Origin of the sequence: Paenibacillus sp. FSL H7-0350, from assembly GCF_038593195.1 — a bacterium.
Lineage (GTDB): Bacteria > Bacillota > Bacilli > Paenibacillales > Paenibacillaceae > Paenibacillus_AQ.
Genome location: NZ_CP151972.1, coordinates 3,790,434 through 3,816,304 on the forward strand (window position 1 = coordinate 3,790,434; position 25,871 = coordinate 3,816,304).

General features: G+C 55.9%; 19 protein-coding genes. 3 read left to right on the top strand and 16 right to left on the bottom strand.

Annotated elements, in window-relative coordinates; translation table 11 throughout:
- Window positions 1-92: 92 nt before the first annotated feature.
- The 15 genes from NYE24_RS17340 to NYE24_RS17410 form a co-directional block, all read right to left on the bottom strand.
- On the bottom strand, window positions 93-1,289 hold the full coding sequence (locus NYE24_RS17340) for an FtsW/RodA/SpoVE family cell cycle protein (RefSeq protein WP_036699228.1): 1,197 nt from the start codon (window positions 1,287-1,289) through the stop codon (window positions 93-95).
- A 289-nt stretch (window positions 1,290-1,578) separates the two neighbouring features.
- A complete protein-coding gene (locus NYE24_RS17345) occupies window positions 1,579-2,772 on the bottom strand; it encodes an FtsW/RodA/SpoVE family cell cycle protein (protein WP_036699229.1) in 1,194 nt (397 codons plus the stop codon).
- A 341-nt stretch (window positions 2,773-3,113) separates the two neighbouring features.
- Window positions 3,114-4,127, bottom strand: coding sequence for a HemK/PrmC family methyltransferase (locus tag NYE24_RS17350; protein WP_076159443.1), 1,014 nt, complete (start codon window positions 4,125-4,127; stop codon window positions 3,114-3,116).
- Between the two features lie 4 nt (window positions 4,128-4,131).
- The gene (gene prfA / locus NYE24_RS17355; RefSeq protein ID WP_036690363.1) at window positions 4,132-5,199 is read right to left on the bottom strand and encodes a peptide chain release factor 1; all 1,068 of its coding nucleotides are present in this window, start codon (window positions 5,197-5,199) and stop codon (window positions 4,132-4,134) included.
- Window positions 5,200-5,429: 230 nt separating this feature from the next.
- Complete coding sequence (gene ychF, locus NYE24_RS17360) at window positions 5,430-6,530, bottom strand: redox-regulated ATPase YchF (RefSeq protein WP_036690364.1); 1,101 nt, start codon at window positions 6,528-6,530, stop codon at window positions 5,430-5,432.
- 145 nt (window positions 6,531-6,675) lie between these two features.
- Entirely contained in the window at window positions 6,676-7,149 is a 474-nt protein-coding gene (locus NYE24_RS17365; RefSeq protein ID WP_256707119.1) for a GNAT family N-acetyltransferase, read from the bottom strand.
- A gap of 43 nt (window positions 7,150-7,192) precedes the next feature.
- Window positions 7,193-8,338: a type 2 isopentenyl-diphosphate Delta-isomerase gene (gene fni, locus NYE24_RS17370; protein ID WP_342476280.1), complete on the bottom strand. Its 1,146-nt coding sequence runs from the start codon at window positions 8,336-8,338 to the stop codon at window positions 7,193-7,195.
- A gap of 303 nt (window positions 8,339-8,641) precedes the next feature.
- Window positions 8,642-10,117 carry a phytoene desaturase family protein gene (crtI, locus tag NYE24_RS17375; RefSeq protein ID WP_341027381.1) on the bottom strand — a complete coding sequence of 492 codons (1,476 nt, stop codon included), beginning with the start codon at window positions 10,115-10,117 and terminating at the stop codon, window positions 8,642-8,644.
- A complete protein-coding gene (locus tag NYE24_RS17380; RefSeq protein ID WP_342476281.1) occupies window positions 10,114-11,271 on the bottom strand; it encodes a glycosyltransferase family 2 protein in 1,158 nt (385 codons plus the stop codon). The genes crtI (NYE24_RS17375) and NYE24_RS17380 overlap by 4 nt, the downstream gene beginning before the upstream one ends.
- Window positions 11,268-12,008 carry a lysophospholipid acyltransferase family protein gene (locus NYE24_RS17385; protein WP_342476282.1) on the bottom strand — a complete coding sequence of 247 codons (741 nt, stop codon included), beginning with the start codon at window positions 12,006-12,008 and terminating at the stop codon, window positions 11,268-11,270. The genes NYE24_RS17380 and NYE24_RS17385 overlap by 4 nt, the downstream gene beginning before the upstream one ends.
- Window positions 11,977-12,762 carry a carotenoid biosynthesis protein gene (locus NYE24_RS17390; RefSeq protein WP_036690371.1) on the bottom strand — a complete coding sequence of 262 codons (786 nt, stop codon included), beginning with the start codon at window positions 12,760-12,762 and terminating at the stop codon, window positions 11,977-11,979. Before NYE24_RS17390 ends, NYE24_RS17385 begins: the two co-directional genes overlap by 32 nt.
- 2 nt (window positions 12,763-12,764) lie before the next feature.
- Window positions 12,765-13,622 carry a phytoene/squalene synthase family protein gene (locus NYE24_RS17395; protein ID WP_036690373.1) on the bottom strand — a complete coding sequence of 286 codons (858 nt, stop codon included), beginning with the start codon at window positions 13,620-13,622 and terminating at the stop codon, window positions 12,765-12,767.
- A complete protein-coding gene (gene crtI / locus NYE24_RS17400; protein ID WP_036690375.1) occupies window positions 13,615-15,135 on the bottom strand; it encodes a phytoene desaturase family protein in 1,521 nt (506 codons plus the stop codon). Before crtI (NYE24_RS17400) ends, NYE24_RS17395 begins: the two co-directional genes overlap by 8 nt.
- Window positions 15,132-16,688, bottom strand: coding sequence for a phytoene desaturase family protein (gene crtI / locus NYE24_RS17405; RefSeq protein WP_076159429.1), 1,557 nt, complete (start codon window positions 16,686-16,688; stop codon window positions 15,132-15,134). The genes crtI (NYE24_RS17400) and crtI (NYE24_RS17405) overlap by 4 nt, the downstream gene beginning before the upstream one ends.
- Window positions 16,689-16,911: 223 nt before the next feature.
- Window positions 16,912-17,841, bottom strand: coding sequence for a MerR family transcriptional regulator (locus tag NYE24_RS17410; protein ID WP_342476283.1), 930 nt, complete (start codon window positions 17,839-17,841; stop codon window positions 16,912-16,914).
- Window positions 17,842-18,206: 365 nt separating this feature from the next.
- Here NYE24_RS17410 and NYE24_RS17415 point away from each other — a divergent pair, with 365 nt between their 5' ends.
- Window positions 18,207-19,664, top strand: a complete 1,458-nt coding sequence (locus NYE24_RS17415) for a phospholipase D family protein (protein WP_342479252.1) — start codon at window positions 18,207-18,209, stop codon at window positions 19,662-19,664.
- Between the two features lie 260 nt (window positions 19,665-19,924).
- On the opposite strand, the gene cls is transcribed toward NYE24_RS17415, so the two are convergent.
- Complete coding sequence (cls, locus tag NYE24_RS17420; protein ID WP_036690378.1) at window positions 19,925-21,433, bottom strand: cardiolipin synthase; 1,509 nt, start codon at window positions 21,431-21,433, stop codon at window positions 19,925-19,927.
- 183 nt (window positions 21,434-21,616) lie between these two features.
- Here cls and NYE24_RS17425 point away from each other — a divergent pair, with 183 nt between their 5' ends.
- Window positions 21,617-22,531, top strand: coding sequence for a TetR/AcrR family transcriptional regulator (locus tag NYE24_RS17425; RefSeq protein WP_051493121.1), 915 nt, complete (start codon window positions 21,617-21,619; stop codon window positions 22,529-22,531).
- 59 nt (window positions 22,532-22,590) lie between these two features.
- On the top strand, window positions 22,591-25,755 hold the full coding sequence (locus tag NYE24_RS17430; protein WP_342476284.1) for an efflux RND transporter permease subunit: 3,165 nt from the start codon (window positions 22,591-22,593) through the stop codon (window positions 25,753-25,755).
- The last annotated feature ends 116 nt before the right edge of the window (window positions 25,756-25,871 follow it).

The window sequence follows — 25,871 nt, forward strand, 5'->3', positions numbered from 1 at the left end:
TCCCTCTGAACCTCTTATGTTCCCAGTATGTCCAGGAATGAGAGACTGCAAACCTAGTAATCTATTATTTATGAAGTAGAGACGGCAGTTGCCTAGTTTTTGGACAAAAGGGATTTGCCCTTCGCGTCCGGCTGCGGCAGCGGGAGATCGTCCTCCACATCCTGTCCGTAGAGCCTTACGCTCATCGCTATCCCCATGCAGGCCATATTAATCAGCAGCGAGGTCCCGCCGTAGCTGATGAAAGGCAGGGTAATGCCGGTCAGCGGCATCAGTCCGGTCATCGCCCCAATATTCTCCAGAATCTGATACAGCAGCATCGCCACGATCCCGACAATCAGCAGCGGCCCGCCGCGGTCCCTGCATTCCAAGGCAATCAGTATTAATCTGTGGATCAGGATAAAAAAGAGCATCAGCAGCGCCGCTGCGCCCAGGAAGCCGAATTCCTCCCCAATCTGCACAAAAATCGATTCCGAATACAGATACGGCACACGGTTGCTCTGTACGGAGCTGCCTTGCAAATAGCCTTCTCCCTTGAGGCCCCCGGAGCCAATCGCCGTCTGGGCATTTTTCGTCTGATAGCTCGCTTTGCTGCTGGCTAGATCAGGCACGAGCCAAGGGTCAAACCGGCTGACGAAATGATCCCGGCCCAGCGTTTTTTCAATGAAATTAACCGTCTGCTCGTGATAGTTGATATAGCACAGGATGAAGCCCAGAATTGCCCCGCCCGCGATAATCAGCCCGATCAGCGCATGGGAGAATTTGATACGCCCGATCCATAGCAGGCCAAGCAGGATTACGATATAGCTGAGCGCATTGCCCAGATCATTCTGGATGATGACCAGCGCGCACGGCATGAATGCAATCAGACCCAGCGGCACGACATCGCGCCAGAACTGGAGCCGGGTTTTATTTTTGCGGACAAGCATGGTCGTCAGAAAAATAATTAGAATCAGCTTGAACAGTTCCGCCGGCTGAATGCTTAAATCTCCAATACCGATCCAGCCTTGGGCACCGTTCTTCACCTTGCCGAAAAAGCTGACCGACAGCAGAATCCCAATCCCGGCAATATAAATATAGAGCCCATACCGTACCAGCAGGCGGTAATCGAACAGGGTGATCAGGATAAAAGCGACAAAGCCCACAGCATAATACTTAAGCATCCTGATATGCATTCCGTCCAGATCGTCTCTTCCGTGAGTCACGCTATAAATGGAGAAGATACAGATCCCCATCAGCACAATCAAAATAAGCACAATGCTGCCGTCTATTCTTTTGATTCTCTGCAACATAAGGATATACCCCTCAACCTCTCCGGATTAGGAATCCGCCCGTTACACCCAGCCCAGGCTTCAACCCACTAATTTCCATTGTAATTCAATTGGGAGCATCTATTCAATTTTTCTATTTCTGCATAGCTGATCCACTTCATCCGAACGGCCTTAGTTACCGTAGACGCCCAGACACATGAATTCTTACATTTCAAAACTAAAATACCGGAACCCTTCGTATACGAAGAATTCCGGTATAGATGAAGCATCCAGCTTCCCCATATGCGCGGGCTTTACTATTCTTAATGAGTTAGCTTCTCTTGGCGGGAGCCGGGGAAGAATACAGCGCAGGACTCGGCAGATCCTCTTCCACCTCTTGCCCATGCAGACGTACGCTCATGACAAGTCCTATGCTCGCCATATTGATCAGCAGTGAGGTTCCCCCGAAGCTGATGAACGGCAGCGTAATCCCTGTCAGCGGCATTAGGCCCAGGAAGGCCCCGATATTCTCAAAAATCTGGTACAGCAGCATCGCCACCACCCCGACGATCAGGAATGGCCCGCCCCTATCCTTGCACTCCAGTGCTATTAGAATCATCCGGTGAATGAGGATAAAGTACAGCAGCAGCACCAATGCCGACCCGACAAAGCCGTATTCCTCCGCAATTTGTACAAAAATGGAGTCCGAGTAGGTGTACGGTACACGGTCGGTCTGCACCGAGCTGCCCGTCATATAGCCTTCACCGCTCATGCCGCCGGAAGCGATGGCCATTTTGGCGTTCTTCGTATGATAAATCGCTTTGGCCGTCGCCTTATCCGGCACCAGCCACGGGTCGAAGCGCTCGATCCAGTGCGAGCGTTTGATATCTACCAGAAAATCCTTAATTTCATCGTGATAATGAATATAACTCATAATTCCGGCAGCCGCCGAGCCGCCTATAACCAGCAGCCCGATCAGCGCATGGGTGAATTTAATATTGCCGATCCACAGGAGACCGATCAGAATAACGATGTACGAGAGCGCATTCCCCAGGTCATTCTGGCTGATTACGATGACAAACGGCACGAAACTGAATAATCCCAGCGGGACTACATCGCGCCAGAACAGCAGCTTATTCTTATTCTTGCGGACCAGCACAGCCGCCAGGAACAGAATAAGAATCAGCTTGAACAGCTCCGCTGGCTGAAGACTGAAGCTTGTACCGAACTTGATCCAGCCTTGTGCGCCGTTCTGCTCTGTACCGACGAAGCTGACCAGGACCAGAATGCCAATGCCCGTGATGTACACATACAACGCGTATTTTACAAACAGGCGATAATCCACAAACGTCAGCCCGATAAAGGCAACGAAGCCCACGATATAGAATTTGATCATCTTAATATGCGACCCGTCCAGCCTCTCACGCCCGTGGGTCACACTATATATGGAGAAAATGCTGACCACCATCAGCAGCACAAGAATCACCAGGATGACACCGTCAATCTTTTTAATCTTCTGAAGCATATTCTGTCTCCTTACTCAGTACTGGTTCTTCCCGTTCATGTCTGCAGGCAGAAGTTCCGTCTTGTCTATTGTAAAGGAAGGGGCCGCCTAAATACAATTTCCATCGTTTGGGGGTACTCTGTTAGGTGAACAGCCGGGCCACCTCCAATGCAGCGGACTGAGCGGACCTTATTCGCTGCAAAAGCACCTTCCCGGAAGTAATGCGGACAGAGAGGACGCTATTCGTTCAGTTGGTTGCTCACACAGGCCTGTTTACAGGCAATAAGGTCTTCTCAGTCCACAAGTGTTGATCTTTTCGCGTTATTTGAGCAAATAGCGTCTTCTCAGTCCGTTCCCCGTCCTCACCGAGCTATCCCGAGCACATGCCGGGGAATCCCGGCGAGATCATCGATGGTGATGATCTCGTCCCAATGTCCGGCTGCCCGCAGCAGTCCGGCCACCTGCTCGGCCTGCCCCTGGCCGAGCTCAAAGCCGACCAGGCGCGGCGGAGCCGGGAGCAGCGGCAGCTGCTCCATCATGCGGCGGTACGGGTCCAGCCCGTCCCCGCCGCCGTCCAGTGCCGTGCGCGGCTCATGATCGCGCACCTCGCGCTGCAGCCCGGCGATGTCGCCGCCGGGGATGTACGGCGGGTTGGAGACGAGGATATCCGTCTCCAGCCCCGCGAACGGCTCGAGCAGATCGCCGAGCCGCAGGTCCACCGCCGTGCCGTGCCGCTGCGCATTGCGCCGGGCCACGGCCAGTGCGCCGGGCGAGATATCGCCGGCGCAGACCCGCCACACCGGCGCTTCTGCCGCCAGCGTGACGGAGATGGCTCCGCTGCCGGCGCCGATATCGACGGCGGTCAGCGGCCGTGCGGCGCCGGCTGCGCCCGCGCCGCTCTCCCGGCGGGCTGGGCTGCGGCCCGCCCCGCTGTGGGCGGCTGCTTCATCCGCAGCCGCCATAGCTTCCGGTGCGGCTTCGCCCCGCACCCCCGCCAGCCCGTCCGGCCACAGCTCCGCGCCGTACTTCAGAATCGCCTCGACGAGCAGCTCCGTCTCCGGGCGGGGGATCAGCACATCGGGCGTGACCTCGAAGGCCCGGCCGTAGAATTCCTGCTCGCCGATGATGTATTGCACCGGTTCTCCCGCCGCCCGGCGGGTCACCATTGCTTCCCATTCGGCCTTGCATGCCGGCGGGAACGGATCAGCCAGCGCCATATAATAAGCCGCCCCGGACAAGCCCAGCACATGCTCCAGCAGGAGCTGGCTGCTGCGCTGCGGCTCCGTTAGGCCGTGCCCGGCCAAAAAAGAAGAAGCCTCCGCAAAGGCTTCCCGGATGCTTTGCACTTCCGACATGACGTAAGGGTCGTGTTTCAAAGCATTATTCTCCTTTTTCCATCAATTCTGCTTGTTCCGCAATCGACAATGCCGAGATAATCTCGGTAATATCCCCGTTCATCACCTGGTCCAGACGGTGGAGGGTTAAGCCGATCCGGTGATCCGTCACACGGCTCTGCGGGAAGTTGTAGGTACGGATACGCTCACTGCGGTCACCGGTTCCCACCTTGCTTTTACGTTCTCCGGAATACTTCGCTTCCTCTTCCTGACGCTTCAGATCCGAGATCCGGGTACGCAGCACCTTCAGCGCCTTATCCTTGTTGGAGTTCTGGGACTTGCCGTCCTGACAGGTAGCCACGATCCCCGTAGGTACATGGGTTACACGTACTGCTGATTTGGTCGTGTTAACGGACTGTCCGCCCGCGCCGCTCGAACAGAAGGTATCGACACGGATATCCTTGTCATGAATTTCGATTTCGAAATCTTCCGCTTCCGGCATTACAGCAACCGTAGAGGTAGAGGTATGGATACGTCCGCCGGATTCTGTGGTAGGGATGCGCTGCACACGGTGTGCGCCGCTTTCGAATTTCATTTTGCTGTAAGCGCCGCGCCCGGTAATTTGGAAGATCACTTCCTTGAAGCCGCCGAGATCATTCGTGTTCACATCCATCAGCTCTACGCGCCATCCCTGGGTATCGGCATAACGGGTATACATCCGGTAGAGGTCAGAGGCGAACAAGGCCGCTTCATCCCCGCCGGCTGCGCCGCGGATTTCCACGATTACGTTCTTGTCGTCATTAGGGTCCTTAGGCAGCAGGAGCAGACGAATCTTCTCCTCAAGAACGGTCTGACGCTCGGACAGCTCCTCGATCTCCATCTTGACCATTTCTTTCATTTCATCATCAAGCTTCTCGGCCTGCATCATCTTCGCAGCTTCGAGCTCTTCCATTACGTTCTTATATTCGCTATACGCCTCGAAGGCGGGCTGCAAGTCGGATTGTTCTTTGGAATAGTCCCTCAGTTTCTTACTGTCGCTTGCAACATCCGGGTCACATAGCAGTTCACTGAGTTTCTCATAGCGGTCCGCCAGGGATTGCAATCGGTCCAACAAGGGAATTCACCTCTCCTGATTCAAATTCTTCGTTCAATATTACTTTAAATTGTTGCTACAACTGAAGTAGATATACGACTTTATATTATACCACCACAAGCCTCAATTGGCTACACTACAAGCGGGGGGGATGGGGAAATCTTTTGAAAAAGATTCAGATGACGCAAAGAGACCATCCAGCAAGCAAACCTCTACTCCTGAATGGCCTCTCTATAACAAGCGAAAAGTATCTATACGTTGAACCGGAAATGCATAACGTCGCCGTCCTGCACCAGATATTCCTTACCTTCCAGACGCAGCTGCCCGCGTTCCTTGGCACCGTTCATTGAACCTGCCGCCACCAGATCGGTGTAAGCTACAACCTCCGCCCGGATAAAACCGCGCTCGAAGTCCGTATGAATGACGCCTGCTGCTCCAGGGGCCTTGGTGCCCTTGCGGATGGTCCAGGCACGAACCTCTTGAACGCCCGCAGTGAAATAAGTGTACAAGCCCAGCAGCTTGTATGCCGCTTTGATCAGACGGTTAAGCCCGGATTCCTGCAGACCCAGCTCCTCCAGGAACATCTCCTTGTCTTCACCTTCCAGCTCTGCAATCTCCGCTTCCACCTTCGCGCTGATCGGCACGACTTCAGCATTCTCGGCTGCTGCGAATTCACGGACCTGCTGCACATAAGGATTCTCCTCGGCAGTCGCCACCTCGTCCTCGCCCACATTCGCCGCATACAGCACCGGCTTCAGGGTGAGCAGGTGAAGATCACGCACGATCGAGCGCTCATCGTCGGACAGCTCCAGACTGCGGGCAGGCTGGTCCAGATACAAAGCTTCCTTCACACGCTCCAGTACTTCTACTTCCTGGGCGTATTTCTTGTCGCCGCCCTTAATATTTTTGCGGGAACGCTCAATCCGCTTCTCCACGCTCTCCAGGTCAGCCAGAATCAGCTCCAGGTTAATCGTCTGGATGTCGCTGATCGGATTTACCTTGCCGTCTACGTGGGTCACGTTCTCATCGACGAAGCAGCGCACCACATGAACAATGGCATCCACCTCGCGGATATGGGCCAGGAACTTGTTGCCCAGGCCTTCGCCCTTGCTCGCGCCGCGCACCAGTCCGGCAATATCGACGAATTCAAAAGCGGTCGGAACCGTCTTGTTCGGCTGTACCAGCTCCACCAGCTTATCCAGACGTTCGTCCGGTACTTCTACAACCCCGACGTTCGGGTCGATGGTGCAGAACGGATAGTTGGCGGATTCTGCGCCCGCTTGTGTGATTGCATTGAATAATGTCGATTTGCCTACGTTGGGAAGTCCAACGATACCTGCTTTCAAAGCCATTTATATGACAACTCCTATTTTCGGTTGGTTTGATCACCGCATGAATACCGAACTGATCTCAAACCATTATATATTAGAACAAATTCTCCAGCAACAGCAGAAGTCAAGCGGACAGCAAAATACCCCGCAAAGGGGTCTGCCTTACCTATAGTGTTTTGGACATTGTGATGTCTGTAACCTGGAAGCCCATTTTCTTATATAGCCCGAAGGCGCGTTCGTTATGCCCGAAGACATGCAGGCCGATCTTGGCCGCCTTCAGCTTCTTAGCTTCTTCATCCAGCAGCAGCAGTGTCTGTTTACCATAGCCCCGGCCCTGGAACGGCTCAAAGATATAAATGTCATAAATGAACGCCTCCCGCACCCCGCGGTTCTCGGTCACGTTGAACCAGATATAACCGGCTTGAGTCCCCGAAGCGTCCTCTACTACCGAATAGAAATAAGCTCCCGCCGTATTGAGGCCTTGCGGCAGGTAGCGATTCATTGCTTCTTGGGCCTGCGTCAACGCCGTATCTGCATCCCAGGCTCCGGCTTGTATTTTCTCTTCTGCATAATCTTGGGTAGATTGCTTCAAGAACGACTGAAACGCTGATTCGTCCATCGGGACCAATGTAATCGTCATTTGGATACCTTCCTTCGGTCTGATTATAAAAGCAAGCCTGGCGTCAACGCCGGACCATACGCGGCGTTCCGCGCAGCGCGGCAAGATCCGGCGCACCGATGCCGAACATCACCGTCCGCAGCTCCAGCTCTACCTGGGCCAGCGCCTGATCCAGCGCCTCCTCGGAGCTGACGGCCGGACCCAGCAGCCCCCGTCCGAAGCCCGCCAGATCAGCGCCAAGGGCCAGCGCCTTAGCGGCATCGACGCCGTGCTTCAGTCCGCCGCTGCCAATCAATGCCCCGCGCGGGGAGACCGCGCGGACCTCGGCAATGCACTCCGCCGTGGGAATGCCCCAGTCGGCGAAGGTCTCTGCTGCCGCACGCCGTACCGGGTCGATGCTGCGGAACTTCTCCACCTGGCTCCAGGAAGTGCCGCCTGCTCCGGCGACATCAATGAAGGCAGCGCCAGCCTGATACAGCCGGGCGGCCGTATCGCCGTCAATCCCCCACCCGACCTCCTTGATCCCCACTGGAATCTCAAGGGTCCGGCATAATGCCTCTATCCTCTTCAACAGGGAACCGAAGCCAGTGTCACCCTCGGGCTGGAATACCTCCTGCAGCCCGTTCAGATGGAGAACCAGCCAGTCCGCTCCGGCAATCTCAACTGCCCTGCGGCATTCTTCTACCCCGAAGCCGTAGGCGAGCTGGACCGCTCCGACATTGGCAATGACCGGAATCGTGGGTGCGTTGGCCCGGACATGGAAGGTAGCCGCCAGCTCCGCGCGTTCTACAGCCGCGCGCACCGAGCCGACTCCCAGCGCCCAGCCCCTGCGCTCCGCCGCTTCGGCCAGCCGCTCATTAATCTTCCCTGTAGCCGCACTCCCCCCGGTCATGGAGCTGATCAGCAGCGGGGTACGCAGCGTACGGCCTAAGAATTCAGTGCCCAGTGAGATGGTATCGTAATCCAGCTCTGGCAGCGCGTTATGGCGGAACCGGTACTGCTCGAACCCGGTTGTAATTCCGTTGCCGGCCACATCTTCATTCAGGCAGAGCCGTACATGCTCAATCTTCCGTTCTCCGGTTCTGGAGTCGGGCAGCAGAGATTTATGTCCGGCAAGGCCTGAGCCTGCTGCCTCCTGCCGTGGCTGGGGCCCTGTTCCTGGCTGCTCCCCAGCACTCTGCGGCACACCATTTCGCGGCATATCATTCATGCTGTCTTCCTCCGTTTCTGCTGCACTATTCTCAAACTATAACAACGCCTGCCTGTGAGTACTATGTATGCTGTTTTCCACATACATTCGGCCTTACGCCTGCCTGCGAGCACTATGTATGCTGTTTTTAGCATACATTCAGCAACAACGTCACTCTATGAGTTATTCAAGAACCATTGCCGCCCTAAGGGCGGCCCAACTGTCTCCACTTGCCATATATCCCGCTCCACAATTACCTTCCATTATAGCACAACTATAGCACAACCCCGCTCGGCCGTTGAACGCTGGCGGGGTGCTCACACTTCATACATGGCTTGCAATATATTCGCCCACCAGCCTGCCGGACAAGGAAACTACAGGTGTTCCCCCGCCAGGATGCGTGGTTCCGCCTACATACCACAGTCCCTTAACATCACTGGATCGGTTGCCCGGGCGGGAGAAGGTCTGCTTCACCGTATTGGAGGATATCCCGTAAATGGCCCCCTGATGCGCCAGCGTATCGCGGGCGATATCCTGCGGGGTATACCGCTCCAGCACATCTGCGGACGACAGCCCGCTCACCCCGTGGCTCTCCAGTACAGACATCACCCGCTCCCCGTACGCATCCCTCTCCTCACTCCAATCGCAGGCCGGGCTTAGATAAGGCGCATTAGCCAGAATGAACAGGTTGCTGCCGCCCTCAGGCGCCATCTCAGGCTCGGAATAACCGGAGTGACATACATACACTGTCGGCTGCTGCGGCGGACGTTTATGCTCGAAGATATCCTTGAATTCCTGCTCATAGTCCTCCGGGAAAAACACCGTATGATGCAGCAGCGCATCATACGTACGCGGCACGCCCGCTAGCGTTACCAGCCCGGACAGAGAGGGTTCGTACGCTTCAATCCTGCGGTCTGTCATTCCCGGACGAACCGCTTCAGGCAGCAGCATCTTGTTGATGCTGAGGACATCTCCACCGGCTATCACAGTCTTGGCCGGGTAGAAGCCCTGCGCCGTATCCACACCTTCTACCGCACCGGAGACTACGGAAATCCCTGTTACCTCCATGCCTGTAATCAGCTGCACGCCCAGATTCCGGGCGAGTGTAGACAGACCGCTAATTAATTCATAGGTGCCGCCCTTCACCCCGTATACGCCTTCCTGAATCTCCAGATGACCAAGCATGGCGAAGATGGAGGGGGAACGATACGGTGAAGATCCGACATAGGTGGCATAGCGGCCCAGCATAGCCAGCGTATTCGGATGGCTGAAGTAGCGGAGCAGCAGGTCATGCAGGCAGAGAAAAGGCCGGACCCGCACCAGATCCCGTACAAGTGAAGGGGAGAGCTTATCCCTCCAGGATAGCAGCAGCCTGTTAAGGAACTGCTTCTCGCTAAGCTGATACAGCCGCGAAGCTTCCTCCAGAAACTCCGGGAATTTCGCAGCATCTGCCGGGCTGTAGGAGGCCATTTGCTCACGCATTCGCCCCGTATCCCTTGAGAAATCAACCACCTTGCCGTCTGCGAATACATTGCGGGTGCGCGGCTCCAGCTCATAGAGCCGGACATAATCCTCCATGCGGGCTCCCGCAAGCTCATAGAGCGAGCGGAAGACATGGGGCATCGTAATCGTACTTGGGCCGCGGTCGAAGGTGTAGCCCCCCGCCTGAATACGCTGCAGCTTGCCGCCGGGCTGCTGCTGGCGTTCCAGCACAGTCACTTCCCAGCCCTGTGCGGCAAGCGTGACCGCACAGGACAGCCCCCCAAATCCGGCGCCTATGATTACTGCCTTCGGTTTCATCCATAACGCCTTCCTTTCCATTCATAGCCTGCGCGCGTGCGGCTTCCGCGCCAGGATGCCACAGCAATCAGCAACAGGCAGAGTATACCCGCCGGGAGTAGGAGACAGAACCAGAACGGCTGCCGTCCGGCAGCATCACTGGTCCGTTTCACGGCCAGACCCGCAAGCAGTGCAGCAGCAGGCCAGAGCGCCGCGCCTGGCTGTCCGCTTAGGCCATAGTACAGAACGGCGGCGGCGGGCACCGCATACAGCGACAGATATGCAATAAGCACACCCAGCAGCAGCACCGGGCTACGGCCGATACCGGCATAGATATTCTTCCGGTAGCCGTTCCATACTTGCCGTGCATTGTGGTACATCCGCATGAACACCTGCTCCGTAACATCCATAAGCGTCACTGTCCCGCCCGAACGCTTCACAGCGCGGGCCAGCGCCATGTCATCCACCAGCTCGCTGCGGATGGCCTCATGCCCGCCGCAGCTATTGTAACTGTCCCGGTGAATCAGGATGAAGCCCCCATGCGCCGCAACAAAGCGCGGATCTCTGGAGCCGCGGACCAGCGGAATGGGCAGGTGGCAGATGATGGTGAAGACCATCAGGGGAACCACCAGCCGCTCCAGCCAAGTTCCAGTCATCTGCCGGGGGAAGCCGGTAATCATGCCGCCGCCCGCTGCTTCAGCAGCAGAGAGCACCTCTTGAAGCGCCCCCTGCTGAAGACGGACATCTGCGTCCAGGAACAGCAGCCACTCCCCGCTTGCCGCTTCTGCAAGCTGAGCGCAGGCATGGGACTTGCCCAGCCAACCCTCCGGCAGCCGCCTTCCCTTCAGAACGCGTATTCTGCCGCCGCCCGTTGCTTCGGCAATCCGCCCCGTTCCGTCAGTCGATGAATCATCCAGCACAATAATCTCCGCCCCTATCCCGCCGGTGCTTGAGGCCAGTACGGAGGAGAGGCAATCCCCAATATTATCCGCTTCATTCCGGGCGGGGATCAGCACCGACAAACGCAAGGACCGGGAGGAAGCCGGTGCTCGAAGCACCTGCGCCGCTCTTGCTCCTGGCGCTGCCCCCAGCTTAGGGAGCTGCGCTGCATTCCACATTGCGAACAAAAGCTGGAGCAACAGAATACCGGTTACAGCCTGAAAGAACACATTCATCCTCTCCCTCCGCCCGGCCGCAGCAGATCAAGCCATTCATTGGTTGATCTCCCCCGGCGGAGGAGCGGCTGGAATTCGTCCGGCATATGGCCTTGATGGTTAAGAACTTTGCAGCGGTGTGACTCCAGTTGTCCGCCAAGAACAGTCTCCAGCCGCCAGGCTATCGCTGAACGGTCCATCTCCGCCCAAGGGAGCAGCAGCGGCGCACCGGCCAGCAGCGTAGCTTCCGGCTTGGTATGCCGGAACAGGCCGTGGTATAGCGTCACTGGGACTACCACCGTCTGCGGACTGAGCCGCAGCGCCAAGGAAGCCCCTTCCTTCAGACTCAGCGGCCGGTGCTCCAGCGGCCGGATTTCTCCTTCAGGGTACATCCAGACACTCTCCCCCGCCTCCAGCAGCCCGGCTGTATAGCGCAGGGAAGCCCGCGCATCCGCTGGACTTCCGGGGTTAATGGAGTACGCGCCAAGCTTTCTGAAGAAGGCATACTTACGTAGCTGCTCCTCTTCCATCATGAAATAATGACGCTTCCCCGGCAGCTTCCCCACGGCGTGATAGGCCAGCAGGCCGTCCCACCACGAGCTGTGATTCATGAGGTAGAGAATCCCCCGCCCGGCAGCGGCAGCGGGCTGAAGCTCTCCGCTGATTCCGATGAAGTGGAAATGTCTGCGCAGCAGATACATGGAATTATAGCGGTAGAATAACCAGTCAAACCTTCCCGATGGAACGGCTTCCAGCATAGCGTAGACTCCCTTCAGCCAGTGCGGCGCCTGCCACAGCGATCACCGTGCAGGCAGGCAGTCCCTCTGTCAGGCTGATCAGGCCGAACAGGATCAGGATTGCCTGATACAGGCGGGTGCCCCGGCGGGCAGCCAGGCGGGTGAACGGCACGGCCGGGAGCAGCATGGACAAGGCAGCGCCTGCAATCAGCCAGCCGCCGAAATTGCTCCAGGGCACCTGATAGAAGCCCCCGCCGCCCTCCCAGTGCCAGAAGTTCCTGGCATGGGCAACAGGATCGAGCACCAGATCCATCAGGACTGTCCAGAAGCCAACCTGCATGGCCCGCAGCAGCAGGAGCCGGAGGCCGCGCTGTCCGAAATCATGGCTGATCAGCACAGCATTGCATACCACAGCAATCCAGGCGAAGCCCAGGGTAACCGGCACACCAAATAATAAAGGCCCAAGAATAGTAGAATAATTATAATCCCCAAACAACCGGCCGGAATGCACGCCTACCCATTCGACGGCCATTCCACCTAACCAGATAAGAGCTGCAGCATACCAGAACCGCTTGGTCATCCGGCCTCCCGAAGAATTGACTGACCAGTCAGACATGAAGGGTTTGCATTGCCCCTTGATTGCTAAGTCCAAACCGTAGGCACCATAGAATACGAGAAACAATCCGTTAGAGAACTTCAGACTATCCGGAATTCCGAACACGATTAAGAGCAGCGCACCGATGGTATACCAGATCCAAAAAAGCGTTCGGACCATCGTTAGACCACCGCAGTTCTTACACCGGCATAACGCACGACTGTACGCTGGAACAGCTGAAGCTTGGCTTCATCGCTGACATAGGATCTTTTGCGGAAAACATCATATCCGTCCGCCTCCACTGCATCCAGAATAGCAGCATAGAAGGATGCGGCAAGCTCAATGGCAAGACCGCTCTCCAAAGGATACGTATGCACATGCATAAGTCCTTGCCGGAACCAGTCAAGCGCTTCTGTCCGCAGCTCCTGAATAACAGCGGTGAAACGGTGATTGACCTCTCCGCCCTCAAGCTCCCGCTGGCTGTAGCCATGTCTGTCCATCACCTCAAGCGGCACGTATCTGCGTCCTCTCCGGAGATCCTCACCCACATCGCGGATGATATTCACCAGCTGCATTCCTATCCCCAGCGCAATTCCCGAGGTCCGTGCCGCTTCACTCTGATCATCCCGCAGAACAGGCAGCAGCATCTCCCCTACCGTTCCCGCTACAAGATAACAATAATCCTTAAGCTGCTCCATCGTGTCATAGGCTGTGAAGGTAAGATCTCTAAGCTGTCCCTCCATCTGCAAAAGAAACGGCTCACGCTGAAGCTGCGGGAAGCTGCTGAACAGCCAGCGCAGCGCCGGCCAGATGAAATGCCCATCCGCCTGCTCCAGATTCATGAAACGCTCCCGCAGCTCATGGATGCTGTACGGCGCGCCTTCCGGCTCATCCACACTATCGTCTATAATCCGGCAGAAGGCATAAATAACATGCACCGCTTCACGCCTGGGACTTGGCAGAACATCAAACGCCTTATGGAACGAAGTGGACCCTTTCTTCATCAGTTCCTCACATTGCTGCAGTATCCTTTCATCCATGTACGCTCATCTCCTTTATCATTTCCTGAACGGCAAGCTTCGCTCCCTGCATCACAATCGGCACACCGCCGCCCGGATGGACGGAAGCACCAGCGGCATACAACCCCTTAAGAGGATAAGGCTTCGGCTGGGGCCGGAATACCCCCGACTGGCTCAGCAGCGGTGCAATACCGAAGCTGCCCCCGCCGTACATGCCTTCCTGTTCCGCATCGGCAGGCGTTCTCAGTCTGCGCCAGATCACACTCGCGGCAAGCCCGGGGAAGCCCCGCTTCTCAGCATCCGCCATGACTGTATCGGCTAGTGCTCCGGCTATTTCCTCCCAGTTCTTATCCGGCGCCGCCGGGACGGGAACAAGGAAATACAGCACGCTCTGTCCGGGAGGAGCTGCACTATCGTCCAGTGCTACCGGATTAAATATATAATAAGATGAATCCTGGGGAATTTGTCCCCGGTCAAACAGCTCGTGAAGGCTGCTATTCAGACTGTCCGGCAGGAAGAACTGGTGCACCAGCGAATCCGGCCAGCGCTTATCCGTGGCTGCATAGATCAGCAAACAGCCCGAGGAGGGCTTCCAGGTGCCGCGTTTTATGCCCTTGGCCGATACGGGTCTGCCCTTATTCTCCGTTACACCCAGCGCCTGTTCCTGCTTGAACACACCAGGCGGCAGCAGCTTCTCTACATTCGGGAAATCTCCATTGTACAGAACGGCATCATAAGCAATCGACTGCCCATGAACAACCACTCCGCAGCAGCGGCTCCCTTCAACAAGCAAGGACTCCACCTCGGTGCCCGTATGAATCTGTACCCCGCGGTCTTCCAGCTCCCGGGCCATGATCTGCGGCAGCGTCCCGTATCCGCCCTTCAGCATCCAGATGCCGAAGGCATGCTCAGCGTAAGGAAGCATGGTGTAGATGCCCGGTGTGCGGAAGGGCGCTCCTCCAATATAGAGGCTCTGCAGGGAGAACGCATCCTTAAGCTCTTCATTCCTGAAATACTGGCCGATAGCAGATCGCAGGTTCCGGTAAGCGTGCAGGCGGACCATCAGCGACAGGTTAGCCAGACTGAAAAATTCCCGCCCGCTTGCATACCCCCGCTCCAGAAACGAGGTCCGCCCCTGCGGATACAGCACCGACATGTCCTTCATGAACCGGGTGAAGCCCTTGCCCTCTCCGGGATAGAGCCGGTCAATCTCCTCCGCCTGCGCCGATGCATCCGCGAATTTGGTCAGTACCCGCCCGCTTCTGAAGTGAACCCGGTAGAGCGGGTCACAGTGCAGCAGCTCCAGGCTGGATCGCGGAAGGCCTCCTTCTTCCAGAATACCCAGAAGCATCTCCGGCAGCAGCACGATCGTAGGCCCGCGGTCAATCCGGTAGCCGTCCTGCTCTTCAAAGGCCACACGCCCGCCCGCTTGGGCCGCCCGTTCATAGATCACTACCTCATGCCCCTGACGGGTAAGCAGCAGCGCCGCCGTCAGCCCGCCGATTCCGCTGCCTACGATGGCAATGCGGCTCATAGCGGAACCCCCGCACCTGCGCCTGGCGCGCCTGCCTGTACGGTGAACCGCCCCCGCACAGCCTGGTCATGCTCCCGCAGCAGCCGCGCGCTGATCTTGGCCGACTCGAAGATCGTCGGCAGGCCGCTACCCGGATGGGTTCCCCCGCCGACCAGCCAGATGCCGCGTACCTCCTCGAAGGTATTATGCGGCCGCAGATGCATCATCTGCCCAAGATTATGGGCTAGATTGAAGGTGGCCCCGTTATATACATTCTGCTGGTTCTGCCAGTCCAGCGGGGAGAAGAACAGGCTCTCTTCCACCCGTCCGGCGATTCCGGCCAGCTGCGGAATCTGCTGCAGCCGCTGCATCATCCAGTCCTCTACCTCAGCATGCTCCTGCTCCCAGTTAATATCGGCACTCAGATTAGGCACCGGCATCAGCACGTAGAGCGAGGATTTGCCGGGAGGCGCCAGTGTCTTATCAATGACCGACGGATTATGGATATAAATAGAGGCATCCTCCGACAGAACGCCCAGTTCCGTGATCTCTTTGACATTACGCCGGTAGTCGTCCGCGAAATGAACCGAATGATGCCCCAGGTCCACCTCTCCATCCACACCGAGGTAGAGCATGGCGGTGGAGCAGGAATATCTTTTGCGGGCAATCTTGTCAGGGGCATATTTCTTCAGAAGTCCGGGCTCGAACAATTGTGTCATTGCAGAACCAAAATCTGCACCAATCACAATATAGTCCGCATCCACCTTCTCCCCGTTCTCCAGCAGCAAGCCTGCGGCCTGCCCGTCCTTGACGATAATGCGTTTCACTCCGCTTGCGGTATGGACCCGCCCGCCATGCTCCTGGATGACCTCAGCCATAGCCTGGAGCACACGGTTAATTCCGCCGGTCGGATGGTACAGGCCGTAACGGTGCTCCATGTACGACAGAATCGTGAAGGTGCCCGGACATTCCCAAGGCGACATCCCCAGATACTTGGCCTGAAACGTGAACGAGAACCGCAGCCGCTCGTCATCGAAATAACGGGACAGCCGGTTGTACACAGTGTCTGTAGCGTTCAGCTTGGGCAGCGCGTGGAACACATCTCTTTTGACATAATCTCCTAACGATTGGAACGGACGCTGCAGCAACGGAATCACCCGCTCCAGCTTATCGGCTTCTTCTGCCATGAACCGGCGGTAGCCGCTGCCGTTGCCGGGGAACAGCCGCTCAATCTCCTCAGCCGTCTGATCCTGGTTCGTAGAAGGCGTAAATACGGTATCTCCAAAATGCAGGGAGTATAACGGATCAAGCGGCGTAAGCGAAACATAATCATGCACAGAACGTCCTGCCAGAGTGAACAGTTCCTCCAGCAAATGAGGCATCATCAAGAAGGTAGCTCCCCGGTCGAAACGATAGTCTCCCAGCTTCAATTCTCCAGATCTTCCGCCAACCGCCGCTTGCTGTTCATAGAGATCTACTTCATATCCTTCGGCGGCAAGCAGCATGGCGGCGGCTAACCCGCCCGGCCCTGCGCCGATTACTGCGACTTTTGTGGTATCTGTGGTTCGGATCAAGCGACATCCTCCTCCGTTCAAACATTATACAAAAACTATACAATAGTGATACAAATATCATACATACTTTGCCGGGTCATGTAAATATCATCCGCCGCACTTCCAGCAATTTGGTTGCTAGACTTGTCCATAGCAAAAGAACCGGCCAGCCCTGTACAAGGGTTCTGACCGGTTCCTATGGAATCTCATGCTCTATTAAAATTAACTATATCTGCCACAAAAACTACGCCCTATGCCGGCTTCCGGCAAATTCCTGATCGAACCAGGCTTGCCACTGCTCCGGCGGCTCCGCCATCACATAGGTGGCGTTGGTATCCTGAAGGCTGATTCCCTCATAAGCTTTGCCGCCCGCAATACGCTGCAGCTCCGGGTACTGGCTGCCCAGCCGTTCAAGCAGCTTCTCCGTATAAGGAACCAGAGTGCTATTCGTAACGGATAGGCAGACAGCTCCGATCCGCTCTTGCTTCGCCAGCAGCTCCATCACACCGTCCTCGGGGGTATTGGACCCCAAATAGATGACTTCAACCCCGTTCCGGCGCAGGAACAGCGAGAACAGCAGCAGGCCGACCTGGTGATGCTCTCCCGCCGGGCAGAAGGCAAGCACCTTGTGCAGATGGGCATACACCGGGAACACGTGAAAGAACTGGGATAGCCTGTTCGAGATCATATGTGTCATATAATGCTCCTGCGCCACGGTTGCCGTCCCCTGCTCCCAGGCATCACCAACCTTCACCAGCACCGGCACCAGTACCTGATGGACCATCGCCTCATAGCCGTACAGGGAGAACCCGAAATCGATCAGAGCTTCCGCCCGCTCACCCTGGATATCGAGCAGCGCTGCATAGATCTGCTGCCTCATTTTGTCCAAGGCATCCTTGGGGTCACCGCCCGCAACGGACAGCCGTTCATCCAGGTCCCTCTGCTTATGCTGCTTCAGCATCCGCACAGCATGTGAGATACTGATGCCCGGTTTATCGGTCTGTTCCTTCAACCAGCGAAGGTCCTCAATATTCTGTTGGTTGTACAGTCTATAGCCGGACTCGGTACGTTCCGGGACGACAGCCTGATACCGGTTCTCCCAAGCCCGCAGAGTGACAGAGGGAATATCGAGCATTTCGACGACCTGTTTGATGGAATACACGATGGATCTCACTCGCTTCCTGTTTACACTGAATACTTTGAAGATTCAAACCTTATACAAATTATTTACACTCATTATACAATCGCTTCTGTGTTATGTCACCAGAACTTGTATTATGCAGCTTGCCGGTACAGTACGGATGAAATGGAGGGCTTCTTGTAACACTAGAATTTTCAGGGATTTTGCACTCAGCTGCTTCACTTCTCCTTAGCGGGCGTTATAGGTACTTACAATGCCGGGCTACCCTATAGCCGCTCTGGCCCGGCAGCAGACCCAGGAGGATGAATATGAATCGAGGCCGCCATCCCGTCACACCCGAACAGTTACAAATTACGCTGGCTTCAGGTGCCATTACGGCATCCAGGCACAAGCGTCAGATGCAGCTCTTCCTGAGCCGTCGTTCCAAGCTCCTGATTGCTCTAATCCTTCTTCTCCTCTGGCTGGCCGGGGTGATGCTCTATCAGACCCATAAGCCGATGCCGCCCGGACTTTCTGCGGAGAGCCCTGCTTATAAGGTGAATACGGTCGCCTTCTGGCATGATCTGACCTACCAGGACAACAGCGGCAAGCAGGCGAGGGAAGAACAGATTCTGCCCAGAATTCTGCAGATTATTGAAGAGTCCCGGCAGTTCCTCGTGATCGATCTGTTCCTGTTCAATAACTATACCCATACAGACCAGCAGTTCCCCGCTGTCAGCAGACAGCTTACCGATAAGCTGCTTGCCCAGAAAGCCGCCCATCCCGCCATGGAGATCGTCTTCATCACCGATGAGGTGAATACGAATTACGGCTCTGCGCCCAATGCCCTTCTGGAGGAGCTGAGCGCAGCCGGAATTAAGGTTATCCTGACGGATGTGGACGATCTGCGTGATTCGACACCTGCTTATTCGGCGGTCTGGCGCACCTTCATCCAGTGGTTCGGGCAATCCGGCACCGGCTGGATTCCGAATCTGATGGCCAGCGGAGGACCGGACATTACCGCCCGTTCCTATCTGAAGCTGCTGAATGTCAAAGCCAATCACCGCAAGGTCGTGCTGAGTGAGAACACCGCTCTGATCTCCTCCGGCAATGTGCATGACGCCAGCGCTTATCATTCCAACATCGCCCTGGAAGTGCAAGGTCCTATTCAGGAGGATATTCTGCGGAGCGAGCAGGCGGCGGCTAATCTCTCGGGAGCCGGCCCCTTGTTAAGCAAGCCTCCTGAGTTCAAGCAGCCTGCCGCCGGATCCGGTGATGCCCCGCTTGGAGTCCGCTATCTGACCGAAGGCAAGGTGTACAAATATGCTCTGGAAGGAATCGCTGCGGCAGGACCCGGGGATGTCGTCTGGATGGGTATGTTCTATCTGGCGGACGACAGAATTATTGATGCCCTGCTTGCCGCAGATGCCCGCGGTGCCCAGGTCAGACTGCTGCTTGATCCTAACCAGAATGCCTTCGGACGGGACAAAATCGGCATCCCGAACCGACCCGTTGCCATGGATCTGGACCGCCGCTCGGAAGGAAATATCCTGATCCGCTGGTACAACACAGGTGAAGAGCAGTATCACAGCAAGCTGCTGTTCATCGCCAAGGCATCAGGCGACTCCATCCTGCTCGGCGGATCGACGAACTTCACAGCCCGGAACCTGGACGACTATAACCTGGAGAATGACCTCTGGGTGTCTGTTCCTCGAGAGCAGCCCTTGTATCCGGAGGTGGAGGGTTACTTTAAGCGGCTATGGAACAACGAGGGGGCTGAATACAGCCTGCCGCTGAAGGAATATCAGAGTGACGCCACCTGGTTGAAGTACATTCTCTACCGGATACAGACCCGGCTTGGATTCACTACCTTCTAATGCAAAAGAACAAATTCACCCTAGACGGGTGGATAAGATACCTGTGCGCAAACACAATGTATGCTGTTTTTCGCATACATTCAGGCCATATGCCGCTGTACCAGCCGATTGTAATCGGTTGTAGGCATACCTTCAGGCTTCAGTCACATTCAGCAACCCATAGTTGAACTTCCTCAGAAGAAAATCATAATTTCCTAAAAACAAAAAAAACGGTACCGTGTCCCAAAAGGACGGTACCGTTTTTCATTCTGCTTGTCCGCTTACAGAAGCGGAGACATCAGCCGGGCTGCGGATTCCAGCAGCCGCTCCAGCAGTCTTTTCTCCATGAAGGTCTCATGGACAATCTGCCGCGTGGACTGCAGGTCACGCTCGAAGTCTGCGACAATGCGCGAGACACTCTCGGTCTGCAGCAGCAGCGCGTTCACCTCGAAATTAAGATGGAAGCTGCGCATATCCATATTGGCCGTTCCGATCGTAGCAATCTCCCCGTCGGCAATCAGCAGCTTGGAGTGGATGAAGCCCTTCTCATATTCGTAGATCTTCACACCGGACTCCAGCAGCGCCGGGAAGTAGGAATGGGAGGCCAGGAACGGAATCCATTTATCCGGCTTGGCCGGGAACAGCAGGCGGACATCCAGCCCCGACATCGCCGCTACACGCAGCGCAGTCAGTATATCCTCATCGGGAATGAAGTAGGGACTGGCGATCCAGACGGATTTTTCCGCGGTAGTTATCATGGAGAAAAAAATATTCTTGAGCGCACGCCGCTCATTATCCGGGCCGCTGGCAATAATCTGCACCGCCCCGTCTCCGGTAGTGAAGCGAAGCTGGGGGGAGAGGTAATCCTGTTCCAGGATTTTCTCACCGGTGGTGTGCATCCAGTCCTGCAGAAAGATTATCTGCATCGTCCGCACCGCTTCGCCTCTCAGCAGCATATGCGTGTCCCGCCAGAACCCGTAGGTCTTGCTGCGGCTCAAGTACTCGTCCCCGACATTCAGCCCGCCCATGAAGCCGACATCGCCGTCGATGACTACGATCTTGCGGTGATTGCGGTAATTCACCCTGCTGGAGAAAAAGGATGTGGAGTTGCCGTAAGCAGCCACCTGCACCCCCGCATCACTGAGCTCCTTAAGAAAGGCTCTGGAGAGCTGAATGCTCCCGACCGCGTCATACATGAACCGGACCGCCACGCCCGCTCGGGCTTTCTCAATCAGAATCTGCTGAATGCGCGTGCCGATATGATCTGCCCGAAAAATATAGTATTCCATATGGATATGATGCTGCGCCTGCCGCAGCTCCAGCAGCAGCGTCCCGAAGGTCTCTTCACCGTTCGTTAAGATGCGCGTCTCCGAGCTGAACGAAATCGGCGTCCGGCCCAGTCTCTGGGACAGACCCAGCAGCTTCTGCCGTGCAGGGCTGAACACTGACCAGTCCTGGTGCATCCGCAGTGCGTCATTCTCAATCCGTTCATAGGCCATGAGATCGCGCTGAGCTTTTTTGTCATACTTGCGCCGTTTGAACACATTCTGTCCGAACAGGAAGTAGAACACCAGTCCCAACCCCGGAATCAGCGCCAGCAGCAGAATCCAGGATACGGTGGTAGAAGGATTACGGTTCTCCATGAATATACCGAGTCCGATAGAGATGACCGTCAATGTAGAAAAAATACTGATAATGGTTCCGGCTGTGCTGCCGAAAATCCCAAATCCAAAATAATAGAACGCCAGCATAGCCGCTATGATGACCATAGCCTGCAGTCCTCTTCTCATATGTACCCTACCTTCTCATTCCGCCGATTATCACCAAAATGACACATTTATATCTTACATGAAGAATCCATTTCTTCCTACTGAAACCTGCAAATTTGTATTGCTGCAGGATATATAATATAATCTCCCTGACCAATCAGTCAAATACAGAACTGTCTAGTCAGAACGGGGGCTTATATCGCCTTGACCGCTAAAAGTATCACCAAAAAAGAACAAATCATCAAGACCGCCATACAGTTGTTCGCTGTAAAAGGCTCCTCCTCCACCTCCATGCAGGAGATTGCCGAATTATGCGGGATCTCCAAAGGAAGTCTATATCTGATCTTCAAATCCAAAGAGGAGCTGGAGCGCAGTTTATACATCTACTGCTTCCGGATGATTCATGATCCGTTGCAGCAGGAGGAGCAGGCAGCAGGCAGAGAGCCCCGGGAGAAGCTGCGCAACCAGCTCGAAATACTGCTCAGTCATGTGTACGAGCTGCGTGAATTCCTGCAGCGCCAATTCCAGGAGGTAGCCGGCAGAGGTATGGCCGAGATTCCCGATTGGGTGAAGCAGAACAACGCCGCCCTGCTGCGCTGGTTCCAGCAGAAGCTGGAGCTCATGTACGGGCCAGAGATTCTGCCCTATGCAGGCGAGCTGTGCGTACTCAGCCACGGTATGATCAGCTCCAGCATCAAGCTGCTGTTCGGGCGCGAGACTGTTGTCTCCATCCCTGAGCTGGCTGACCGGCTGGTGGACTGGCTGGACATTATGGCCGCCGGCCTGCTTGCAGGGCAGCCCGCCCCTCTGATCTCTTCCGCAGTCCTGGCCGGATGGGCCGAGGGGCAAGGAGAAGGACCGCGCCAGAGCCCGCTTCAGCTGATCAAGGCAATGAAGCTCCTGCTCAGTGAAGCGGACGGAATCAGCCCTGAGCATGCCGAAGACGGCCTGGAGTCCCTAGGCATTCTGGAGAGCGAAGTCCTCACCACCCGGCCCCGGAAAGCGATCATCCAAGGGATGATTGCCAATCTTGAGGGGTACGCCGGGCTATCCGGTGAGCTAAGTCAATTGAAGAAAGAATTCACACCCTATATGCACACTTCCTGCGGACTTCATTAAGGACAGAAGCGGCACGCCTGTAAAATCAAGAATAATTGTACTGGAGGTTCCCTTTACTGATGAAAAGCTTAATTAATTTCTCGCTCCGCAACAAATTTGCCGTCTGGCTGCTGACGATCATTATTGTCTTCGCCGGTCTGTACAGCGGAATGACCATGAAGCAGGAGACCCTGCCTAACATTAGTATCCCTTATCTCAGCATTACTACTATTTATCCCGGAGCCGCACCCGAAGGTGTCGTGAACGACGTCAGTAAGCCGCTGGAGCAGAAGCTCCGCAATGTGGACGGGGTCAAGATGCTGACCTCCACCTCTCTTGAGAATGCCTCCAGTGTCACCATTGAATTCAACTATGGCACCAACCTGGACAATGCGACAGCAGCAGTTCGCGAAGCGCTGAACGAGGTGAAGCTGCCGGATGAGGTGCAAAAGCCGCAAATCTCGCGCTTCAGCCTCAGCTCGCTGCCAGTCATCTCTCTCAGTATCTCTGATGAGAGCTCCGGTGATCTGGAGGAGCTGACCCGGGTTGCCGAGAATGATATCCGCCCGGCGCTGGAGGATATTGAAGGCGTCGCCTCTGTGCAGATTGCCGGACAATATGTCAAAGAAGTCTCCCTGAAGTTCAATCAGGAGAAGCTGAAGCAATACGGACTGACCGAGGATACGATCAAAGGCATCATCCAGGCCTCCTCCCTGCGGGTGCCGCTCGGATTGTTCGAGATGGACAAAGCACAGAAGGCTGTTGTCGTGGACGGCAACATCACTACGGTGGAGGACTTGCAGAATGTCAGCATTCCGCTGGTTCCCTCTGCCGCAGGCGCTGCCGGAGCAGGAGCTGCGGGGGCCGGGGCCGCTGGCGGCGCAGCTTCAGGCGGTGCTGCGGCTGGCAATAACGGCGCGGGCGCGGGGGCCATGACCGGTCTGCCGACCGTGAAGCTGAGCGAGCTTGCCGCTATTGAAGTAGTCGGCAAATCAGAATCGATCTCCCGTACCAACGGTAAAGAATCCATCGGGATTCAGATTGTGAAGGCCAATGATGCCAACACCGTTGATGTCGTGAACGGGGTCAAGGACAAGACCGAAGAACTGAAGAAACAATACAAGTCGATGGATCTCACCGTGCTGCTGGATCAAGGCAAGCCGATTGAGGATTCCGTGAACACGATGCTGTCCAAGGCCGCCTTCGGCGCCCTGTTCGCCGTGCTCATCATCCTGCTGTTCCTGCGCAATATCCGTTCTACCATTATTTCCATTATCTCGATTCCGTTATCACTGCTGATTGCGATATTATGCCTGCGGCAAATGGATATTACACTGAATATGATGACGCTCGGCGCCATGACCGTGGCCATCGGGCGGGTAGTCGATGACTCCATCGTCGTCATTGAGAACATCTTCCGGCGGCTTACGCTGTCCGGCGAGAAGCTGCGCGGCAGAGAGCTGATCAGCGCGGCTACCCGTGAGATGTTTGTACCGATTATGTCCTCAACCATTGTGACGATTGCCGTCTTCCTGCCGCTCGCTTTTGTCAGCGGGATGGTCGGTGAGCTATTCCTGCCGTTTGCCCTCACTATGGTATTCGCGCTGCTGGCTTCACTGGTGGTCGCCATTACCCTGGTGCCTGCGCTGGCCCACACCCTGTTCCGTAACGGGCTGAAGAAGGGGACAAAGAGCCACGAAGACAAGCCCGGCGCATTGGCGGGCGGGTATGTCCGGATTCTGGACTGGTGTCTCTCCCATAAGCTGATTACCTTGGGTGTTGCTGTCCTGCTGCTGGCAGGCAGTCTGTTCCTGATTAAGCCAATCGGCGTCAGCTTCCTGCCTTCCCAGGAAGAGAAGAATGTTACGTTAACCTTCTCCCCGAAGGCCGGTCAGACGCTGGAGGATGTGAAGGCGCAGGGCCTGAAGGCGGAGAAGTTCATTCTGGCCCAGAAGCATCTGGACAAAATGCAATATTCCATCGGCGGCAGCGGCCCGTTCGGAATGGGCTCAGGCAATTCAGGCTTGTTCTATGTCACATATGACAGCAATACACCTGATTTTGATACCGTGAAGGAGAAGTTAATTGAAGGCTTAAGCCAAGAGGTGCCGGATGGCGTGTGGGGCGATCTGTCCGGCATGGCCGGAGGCGGGCTCGGAGGCAGCACTCTCACTGTCAATATCTACGGCGATACGCTGGAGCAGCTCAAACCGGTAGCCGATGAAATTGCCGGGATCGTTAAGGCCGACACCAAGAACTTCAAAGACGGGAAGACCAGTCTCTCTGAAGCCTATGATCAATATACCATCGTGGCGGATCAGGCCAAGCTTAGCTCTCTGGGTCTTACAGCCGGACAGCTTGCGATGAAGCTGAGCCCTGCCGGAACCCGGCCTGTACTGACTGAGGTAGAGCTGGACGGCAAGAATTACAAGGTCTACATTGAGACGGACAAGGATTCCTACAGCAGTATTGAAGAAATGAAGGCCGCCACGCTCACTTCGCCGCTGGGCATTACTGTCCCGATTGGCGAGGTAGCAAGCATTGAACAGGGCCAGTCCCCGGATTCCATTACCCGTGAAGACGGCAAAATGAAAGTCGAGGTTACCGCCGACATTATCTCCAGTGACATTAATAGTGCGGCAAGTGCTGTGCAGGACAAAATAGACGCTCTTGATCTCCCGGACGGCGTGACCATTACCTTCGGCGGAGTCACCGAGCAGATTAATGAGACCTTTGGGCAGCTTGGCATCGCCATGCTGGCGGCTATTGCGATTGTATACTTCGTGCTCGTAGTCACCTTCGGCGGCGGTCTGGCACCGTTCGCCATCCTGTTCTCCCTGCCGTTCACAGTCATCGGCGCTCTTGTCGCCCTGCTCCTGGCTGGCGAGACCTTGAACGTCTCGGCACTAATGGGCGCACTGATGCTGATCGGAATCGTGGTCACCAATGCGATTGTCTTAATTGACCGCGTCATCCATAAGGAGCAAGAGGGGATGTCTACCCGCAAGGCGCTGCTTGAAGCTGGCGCTACGCGTCTTCGCCCGATTCTCATGACTGCGCTCGCGACCATTGGGGCTCTGCTGCCACTGGTTACCGGCCTTGAGAACAGCGCCGGAATCATCTCCAAGGGACTTGGCGTAACCGTCATCGGCGGTCTGGTCAGTTCCACGCTGCTGACCCTGGTCGTTGTACCGGTGGTGTATGAGTTCCTGATGAAGTTTCGGAGTAAGAAAACTTACGAATAAATAGGGGATGAACTTCAGTTTCAGTTATAGGGAGTGAACGTAAGAACATAGCGTAAAGCTCAGACGTCACTACGGTAGATACTTGGACTTCCGGCCGCTGTTGTCTCCAGATTTAC

What these genes read in the sequence shown, in the direction of transcription:
- NYE24_RS17340 (WP_036699228.1), bottom strand. Translation starts at nt 1,289, where the DNA reads ATGTTGCAGAGAATCAAAAGAATAGACGGCAGCATTGTGCTTATTTTG.
- NYE24_RS17345 (WP_036699229.1), bottom strand. Translation starts at nt 2,772, where the DNA reads ATGCTTCAGAAGATTAAAAAGATTGACGGTGTCATCCTGGTGATTCTT.
- ychF (WP_036690364.1), bottom strand. Translation starts at nt 6,530, where the DNA reads ATGGCTTTGAAAGCAGGTATCGTTGGACTTCCCAACGTAGGCAAATCG.
- NYE24_RS17365 (WP_256707119.1), bottom strand. Translation starts at nt 7,149, where the DNA reads ATGACGATTACATTGGTCCCGATGGACGAATCAGCGTTTCAGTCGTTC.
- fni (WP_342476280.1), bottom strand. Translation starts at nt 8,338, where the DNA reads ATGAATGATATGCCGCGAAATGGTGTGCCGCAGAGTGCTGGGGAGCAG.
- crtI (WP_341027381.1), bottom strand. Translation starts at nt 10,117, where the DNA reads ATGAAACCGAAGGCAGTAATCATAGGCGCCGGATTTGGGGGGCTGTCC.
- NYE24_RS17380 (WP_342476281.1), bottom strand. Translation starts at nt 11,271, where the DNA reads ATGAATGTGTTCTTTCAGGCTGTAACCGGTATTCTGTTGCTCCAGCTT.
- NYE24_RS17385 (WP_342476282.1), bottom strand. Translation starts at nt 12,008, where the DNA reads ATGCTGGAAGCCGTTCCATCGGGAAGGTTTGACTGGTTATTCTACCGC.
- NYE24_RS17390 (WP_036690371.1), bottom strand. Translation starts at nt 12,762, where the DNA reads ATGGTCCGAACGCTTTTTTGGATCTGGTATACCATCGGTGCGCTGCTC.
- NYE24_RS17395 (WP_036690373.1), bottom strand. Translation starts at nt 13,622, where the DNA reads ATGGATGAAAGGATACTGCAGCAATGTGAGGAACTGATGAAGAAAGGG.
- crtI (WP_036690375.1), bottom strand. Translation starts at nt 15,135, where the DNA reads ATGAGCCGCATTGCCATCGTAGGCAGCGGAATCGGCGGGCTGACGGCG.
- NYE24_RS17415 (WP_342479252.1), top strand. Translation starts at nt 18,207, where the DNA reads ATGCAGCTCTTCCTGAGCCGTCGTTCCAAGCTCCTGATTGCTCTAATC.
- cls (WP_036690378.1), bottom strand. Translation starts at nt 21,433, where the DNA reads ATGAGAAGAGGACTGCAGGCTATGGTCATCATAGCGGCTATGCTGGCG.
- NYE24_RS17430 (WP_342476284.1), top strand. Translation starts at nt 22,591, where the DNA reads ATGAAAAGCTTAATTAATTTCTCGCTCCGCAACAAATTTGCCGTCTGG.